Raw genomic sequence first — 6,426 nt, forward strand, 5'->3', positions numbered from 1 at the left:
AGTCAACAGTCAACAATCAAATTTTAAGAATCATTAGTCGTGCCATCCGGCATAATTGCCCGCCTCAAATCTGCATCCCGGAAGTTAGTTCGATTGAGATTAGCATCAATCAAAACCGCTTCCACCAAAACCGCCCCGCTAAAATTAGACCAGCACAGCTTGGCACGGTACAAATTAGCACCGCTCAAATTAGCTCTTGCCAGCGTTGACCAACTCACATTAGCAACTCTCAAATTAGCATTGCTCAGATTAGCGTCCGTGAGATTAGCTCCAACCATCGTTACTTGGCGCAAGTCTGCACCAGTCAGGTTGGCCCCGCTCACCATCGCCCCGCTGAGAATTGCCTGAGTCAGATTAGCTCTTTCTAAAAGCGACTCGCTGAGGATGGCATTTGTCAGGTTTACCGCTTTGAGAGTTGACCAACTCAAATTTGCCTTCATCAAATTAATGCGAATCATGCTAGCGTCGGTTAAGTTGGCCGCAAACAAATTCGCTTCGGTAAAGTTGGCTTCGGTCAAATTAGCTTCGGTCAAATTAGCCTTGGTCATGTTGACTTCTCTGGCCATTGAGCCGCGCAGGTTGGCTCCCATCAGGTTAGCCCCGCTGAGATTGGCACGGCTCAAATCGGTACCGATGAGATTTGCTTCGCTGAGGTTGGCTTCTGTCATGTCCACCCCTGCCAATTTCACCTCGCGCAAGTTCGCTCCCGTCAGGTTAGCGCCTTTGAGGTTTGCGTCTTGGAAATTCGCTCTGGTAAAGTTAGCCTCGCTGAGGTTTACCCCTTTTAAGTCGGTCCCGGCGAGGTTAATTTCTCGAAAATTTCTTTCTCCGGCCGCATATTGCCTCAGAATTCGATCGGCCTCCATGTCATTCGCCTCGCAATTTTTTTTAAACGTTAGAGTGATGGGTGTTACCACATCATCCCAGATAACCACGGTATTCACTCTGCACGCTGTAGTATCTGTAGAATTTTTGCATTGCTTTCCGGGCACTGCTGTGCCACTGCTTGTTAAAAGGCCTGACCGAAGAACGAGCCCGCCGGGCCCCCGGCCCCGGCCGTGGGGATAAGTCGGTAGCGGTTTCAACCGCCTTCAGTATTTGATATAGTTTGAGTAGCAAGTAAGAACAACCATCTACGTGAGGAATCATTCTAGTACGGAGGAATCCCGGCAACGGAGATATCCGCCTTTGATGCGGAATACTTAAAGGGCAAATAATGGCAGAGTGAGGAGCGTACCTATCTGGCTTTTGTGGTGGACTCAGAAAGCGAAAAAAATTTGAAAGTAAGCGCAATTGCAACACCGCTGGTGCTGGTAGTTGTTTTGAGCGTCTAGGGGGACTTTTGCCTGTCCCTTTCAAGTTCGTCTTGAAGAATCCCCCGGCCCCGGCCGTGGGGAGTGTCAAAAATATCAACGCTTCTGAGAAAATTAAAAATAGCGTAAAACTCTCGGCACTGGGCAGTCAACAGCCAGCAGCAAAGAAAAACAGACAACAGACAACAGAGAAAGGAAATTTTAAAATGCCTGAAAATTTGAGAAGCCAAGCTGTGACTGGAGGCGTGCAGCGCGCGCCCAACCGAGCAATGCTGCGGGCAGTCGGTTTTGGTGACGACGATTTCACTAAGCCGATTGTGGGGATTGCCAACGGGTACAGCACGATTACGCCCTGCAATATGGGATTGAACGAGCTCGCTTTGCGGGCTATTGCGGGTGCAAGGGAAGCTGGGGCGATGCCACAGATGTTCGGTACGATTACTATCAGTGACGGGATCTCGATGGGAACTCAAGGGATGAAATATTCTCTGGTGTCGAGAGATGTGATTGCTGATTCCATCGAAACTGTTTGCAACGGCCAAAGTATGGACGGGGTGCTGGCTGTCGGCGGTTGCGATAAAAATATGCCGGGGGCGATGATTGCGATCGCCCGCATGAACATTCCTGCTATTTTTGTTTACGGCGGCACGATCAAACCAGGACACCACAACGGACAGGATTTAACCGTTGTCAGCGCTTTTGAAGCAGTCGGTCAATTCAGCGCGGGCAAAATTGACCAAACAGAACTCAATGCAGTCGAACAAAAAGCTTGTCCGGGTGCGGGATCCTGTGGCGGAATGTTCACAGCAAATACGATGTCTAGCGCTTTTGAAGTGATGGGCATGAGTTTGCCTTATTCTTCGACAATGGCTGCTGAGGATGCCGAAAAAGCTGACAGCGCTGCCGAATCAGCAAAAGTGCTGGTGGAAGCTGTCCGCAAACAGTTGTTACCGAGCCAAATTTTGACACGCAAGGCCTTTGAAAATGCGATCGCGGTCATCATGGCAGTCGGCGGTTCAACCAACGCTGTGCTGCATTTATTAGCCATTTCCAATGCGATCGGCGTTGAACTTTCCCTCGACGATTTTGAAACTATTCGAGCAAAAGTACCAGTGCTGTGCGACCTCAAACCCAGCGGCAAATACGTAGCAACCGATTTGCACAAAGCCGGCGGCATTCCTCAAGTAATGAAAATGCTGCTAGAAAAGGGTTTGCTGCACGGAGACGCGCTGACAATTACCGGTCAAACTGTTGCCGAAGTGTTAGCAGATATTCCAGCCGAACCCCGCACCGACCAAGATGTCATCCGCCCTTGGAACAACCCGCTTTACGCCCAAGGACATTTAGCAATTCTCAGGGGAAATCTGGCAACAGAAGGAGCCGTTGCTAAAATTACTGGCGTTAAAAAACCGCAAATTACCGGCCCAGCGCGCGTATTTGAATCTGAAGAAGATTGTTTGGATGCAATTTTAGCGGGCAAAATTCAAGCCGGAGATGTGATTATCATCCGCTACGAAGGGCCCAAAGGCGGGCCGGGAATGCGCGAAATGTTAGCACCAACTTCGGCAATTATTGGCGCTGGTTTAGGCGATTCTGTCGGGTTAATTACTGACGGCCGCTTCTCTGGCGGAACTTACGGCATGGTTGTCGGTCACGTTGCACCCGAAGCACAAGTTGGCGGGACAATTGCTTTGGTAAAAGAGGGCGATTCGATTACGATTGATGCTCAAAATCGCTTGTTGCAGCTCAATGTTTCTGATGCAGAATTGGAGCAGCGGCGCGCTCTTTGGCAGCCTCCTCAACCTCGCTATACTAGGGGTGTTTTGGCTAAATATGCTAAGTTGGTTTCTTCTAGCAGTATCGGTGCTGTGACTGATTTAGGTTTGGGTTAAAGTAGGAGTTTTTGTAACCGCAGATGAAGGCAGACAAACGCAGATGAACGCAGATAAAATCCTATCTGTGTCTATCCGCTGATATCTGCGGTTTCAAAATCCCAAATTAAGGGCGCTGATTCAAAAAGCGGCCTGCCATCGACATGGCGTCAGTAATATCTACGTCGCCGTCTCCATCTGCATCTAAAAACGTATTCAAAACGGGATTGCTGCCTTGGGCTGGATTTTGGGCGTTGCCGCCGGTTTGTAGCAAATTCAGTATGAGCGGCACCAAAACAGGTATCATCGCCTGCACTGTGGCGTTATTCAAACCGGTTCTGTGGGCGATATCGTTCACTATCTGCGTCAGTTGGCCGACTCCGAACAAACTCTGTACCGCTTGGGGATTGGGATTTGTACCGCTAAATTGGTTGACAAGTTGTTGAGCTTGTGCGTCTCCTGACTGCGATCGCACGTTTTGCAATGCCGATCGCACGTATCCGCCCAAAACTGACATTGCTAGCTGAGTCGTACCCGCATCGACGCCCTGGTTGCCGCTCAACTGCTCTACCGCACCGATAATGTTGCCCAACTGATTGGGATTTGCTTGTTGGTTGGGATTGTCGATCGCGCTCAAAATTTGGTCAAATAGTCCCATAATTTTCGCTCCGTACAGTTGTTTCTCAACTTTAAATTATAGCAACTCCTGTTTTTCAAGATTACGGAAAATAGTTGTGATTTGGGTATTGTCACTCATTTAGTGGGGTAGCGACAGCCAGTCAATCGATTTTAGATTTTAGATTTTAGATTTTAGATTTTAGATTTTAGAATTGAAGCATTGACTTGCGCGAGATAAATTCGGGGGCTCCTTTATCGGATACAGGTTTTTTATTTCTGGGCCCTGAGTCTGCGCGTTGGAATGAATCACGTGGCGGGTATCCTTGATGCTTTCGGTCAGTAAGCAATCTCATACAATTTTAGATTTTTGATGTGAGATTTTTGATTTGGCATGAATTATGACATCAGAGTTTAGATTGCGGGCTGAGAGTGATCTTCTTTTTTGAAACTGATATAAAAACTGAGAATTTTTAAGTTTTTACAGTTCCTCTATCCTCGGACTTGGTTGGCGTTCCCGTTGCAGAGCGAATTATAATCGCGAGAAATTGGAGGTTTTACCTGCGTATTTTGCATCAAATCCTCATGCTTAATCGGCAGGGCGATCGAAAATTCCGTCCCCGTTCCCACCTCAGACCAAAAGTTAATTGTCCCCCCGTGTTTATTAACGATAATTTCGCGACCAATTGCCAATCCCAAACCAGTACCTACACCTCTGGGTTTAGTAGTAAAGAATGTTTCAAACATTTTTTCTTGGCTCTCTGGTGCTATTCCCGTACCGTTATCAGAAATTCGCACTACCACTGAGTCGTCGTCCAAGTATTCTGTCGCAATCACAATTCTCGGCGAAAAACTCGGTGTTTTCTGTTGGCTTGAGTCCGAAGCCGATTGTTTTTTCGCATCCTCAGAGCTGGTTTTCTCAATTTTTGCTTTCTCTTCCACAGCATCTAGTGCATTGTTCAGAAGGTTCACAAACACCTGGTAAAGCAAACCCATATAGCCTTCCACAGTCGGAATATTCCCGTAATTTCGCACCACTTCAATGCCCTGTTTGATGCGGCTGTTGAGAATCAGCAAACTGCTGTCTATGCAGGCGTGCAAATCGACGGGATGAGGGGCTGCCTCATCGAGGCGAGAAAAATCTTTCAAACTTAAGATAATAGCTTTTGCTCTTTCAGATCCTACTTGCATCGAGTCAAATATTTTGATCAAATCTTCTTTGAGAAAATCGATGTCTATTTCTTCGCCTTTCTCGATCACTGCCGCAGGCGGGTTGGCAATTTCTGTTTCGTAAGTTTTGAGCAAATCTAAAATATCTTCAACATAATTTCTGGCTGGGTCTATATTGGCATAGATAAAATTGATTGGGTTGTTAACTTCGTGAGCAACACCGGCTAACATCCGCCCCAAAGTTGCCATTTTCTCATTTTGAAGTATCTGGCTTTCTTGTTCAGATTTCAATTCTTGAAGCAACTGATTTACTTTCTGAATCAGTTGATTCAGCGAAGCTGCTAATACTCCCACTTCATCGGTGCTGGTAACTGGTACTTGCAACTGAAAATTAGATTCTTCAGTGACTCGCTGAGCAATTTTAGTTACAGCGGCGAGGGGTTTGGCGATCGCCCGACTGGTGAAGCCCGCCAGCACTGCTGCAACGACGATCGACAGTACCATGCTACCCAAAATTATTTGCACCCGCAGCGCCTGGGCTCGCAGCAGATCCTCCCGCCCTGCATCTTCTTGTTGTTGGGCGCGATCGATAATTGCTGCTATATCATTGACAGCCCTATCTAGTTCCAACCCTATTTTATCTCGATCTAAATTCGACAGCAACTTACGTTTTACACGTTGTTGAGCGGGGTTATTTGGCAATTTACTGATTTTTTTATTAACTATTTCTAATCGAAAAAGATAATTAGACAATAGCGAATCGCAAGTTTTTTTAAATTTTTCTATGCCTTCTATGTCTTCCATGTATTTAGATTTTTTGACTTCAGATAGCAAAACCTTCAAACTGTAAATATTATTTTGTAGCTGTTGGTATTTGGTGTCAAAAATTTTGGGCTTGTCGAGCCAGTTAATCAGCCCCTCTTGGGTGTTTTGCGTTCGCAGTAAAGCCACCTGCAACTTATTTAAAAGCTGACTTTCTCGATCGATGTGTACTTGATTGTTAGTTCTGCGATAGTAATGAGTGCCCACCAACATCCCGACAGTCGTTCCCCCAATCGCAACACAAAGAGCCAATGCGTACCCACTGCTGATTTTGTCGCGAATACTGAGGTTGCCCAAGGAACGGGCTATGTGAGCGAAATAATTGGGCTTTAGTGGCTGGCTCTCTTTGATGTGATGCTCGCAAGAGGTAGAGAGTTCTTGTGAAGGCTGATTTAGAGGTTTGAGCTGCATAGATGCTAACCTGTGAATAATTCACGCACTGACAATTCAGTCTAACTTAACTCGCGGCTGATTTGAGAGTACCGCATGGATACTTAATTTGATAATTTTTGTAAATTAGGACGCTTTTACCCTGCCTAAGAAACCCGGTTTCTCGTTTCGCCTTTCAGAGCTTCCAAGACGCACTTAGGAATGAGAATTAAATAACTTCCACAAGTTTGTGGGATGGGCGTCCC

4 protein-coding genes are annotated in these 6,426 nt (G+C 46.6%); 1 reads left to right on the top strand and 3 read right to left on the bottom strand.

Annotated features, from left to right (window positions below):
* Nucleotides 1–23: 23 nt before the first annotated feature.
* The gene (locus QUB11_RS11745) at nucleotides 24–866 is read right to left on the bottom strand and encodes a pentapeptide repeat-containing protein (protein ID WP_333202987.1); all 843 of its coding nucleotides are present in this window, start codon (nucleotides 864–866) and stop codon (nucleotides 24–26) included.
* Between the two features lie 653 nt (nucleotides 867–1,519).
* On the opposite strand from QUB11_RS11745, the gene ilvD reads away from it, so the two are divergent.
* Nucleotides 1,520–3,205: a dihydroxy-acid dehydratase gene (gene ilvD, locus QUB11_RS11750; RefSeq protein ID WP_333202979.1), complete on the top strand. Its 1,686-nt coding sequence runs from the start codon at nucleotides 1,520–1,522 to the stop codon at nucleotides 3,203–3,205.
* A gap of 106 nt (nucleotides 3,206–3,311) precedes the next feature.
* Here ilvD and QUB11_RS11755 read toward each other — a convergent pair whose 3' ends face one another.
* Nucleotides 3,312–3,842, bottom strand: a complete 531-nt coding sequence (locus QUB11_RS11755; RefSeq protein WP_333202981.1) for a hypothetical protein — start codon at nucleotides 3,840–3,842, stop codon at nucleotides 3,312–3,314.
* A gap of 449 nt (nucleotides 3,843–4,291) precedes the next feature.
* Nucleotides 4,292–6,202: an ATP-binding protein gene (locus QUB11_RS11760; RefSeq protein ID WP_333202983.1), complete on the bottom strand. Its 1,911-nt coding sequence runs from the start codon at nucleotides 6,200–6,202 to the stop codon at nucleotides 4,292–4,294.
* Nucleotides 6,203–6,426 lie beyond the last annotated feature (224 nt).

Origin of the sequence: Microcoleus sp. B6-A1, from assembly GCF_036705085.1 — a bacterium.
Taxonomy (GTDB): Bacteria; Cyanobacteriota; Cyanobacteriia; order Cyanobacteriales; family Microcoleaceae; genus Microcoleus.

Coding starts and splice junctions, on each gene's coding strand:
- QUB11_RS11745 (WP_333202987.1), bottom strand. CDS start 866: ATGGAGGCCGATCGAATTCTGAGGCAATATGCGGCCGGAGAAAGAAAT.
- ilvD (WP_333202979.1), top strand. CDS start 1,520: ATGCCTGAAAATTTGAGAAGCCAAGCTGTGACTGGAGGCGTGCAGCGC.
- QUB11_RS11755 (WP_333202981.1), bottom strand. CDS start 3,842: ATGGGACTATTTGACCAAATTTTGAGCGCGATCGACAATCCCAACCAA.
- QUB11_RS11760 (WP_333202983.1), bottom strand. CDS start 6,202: ATGCAGCTCAAACCTCTAAATCAGCCTTCACAAGAACTCTCTACCTCT.